The 449-nt window shown below is 43.7% G+C and carries 1 protein-coding gene; it reads right to left on the reverse strand.

The window, feature by feature from the left end; translation table 11 throughout:
- Nucleotides 1-449 (reverse strand): TolC family protein (locus tag AB4496_RS29590; protein WP_372133708.1); only part of this gene is annotated, 449 nt, incomplete at both ends.

Here is a 449-nt window from a genome sequence, read left to right on the forward strand (position 1 = left end):
GTACGTTCAATTGCCGTCGATGATTTTTGATATCCATAGTAATCAGAACCACCAGACAAAATAGGCAAGGCTAGGTTCAAGCCAACGCTAGTTGAGTTGCTTTCGCCTGTCGCTGTGATGTCGGTTTTATCGTAGTTATTGGCGTCATCGTGACGATAGCTGGCTGAGAGTGACACGGTAGGTAAGAAGTTTGTACCGCTCTCTTTTAAGCTTCTACGGCTTCTCTCGACGTTTTTCTTGGCTACTAGTAAGTCGTTGTTGAGCTTTAACGCTTGATCCATGATTGAGTGTTGTTCGCTTTCGTTTATCTCTTTTAATGGCACACTTTCGTATATATCTTGTGATGGAGTGATAGGGTACTGAATCTGAATGGATAGCCCGTTGAGAATGACACGGCGATCTTTCTGCAAGGTTCTTAATCGATTCGACACACCTTCTTTCTGAGCGAT

Origin of the sequence: Vibrio sp. 10N.222.46.A1 (genome assembly GCF_041473595.1) — a bacterium.
GTDB classification, from domain to species: domain Bacteria; phylum Pseudomonadota; class Gammaproteobacteria; order Enterobacterales; family Vibrionaceae; genus Vibrio; species Vibrio tasmaniensis_A.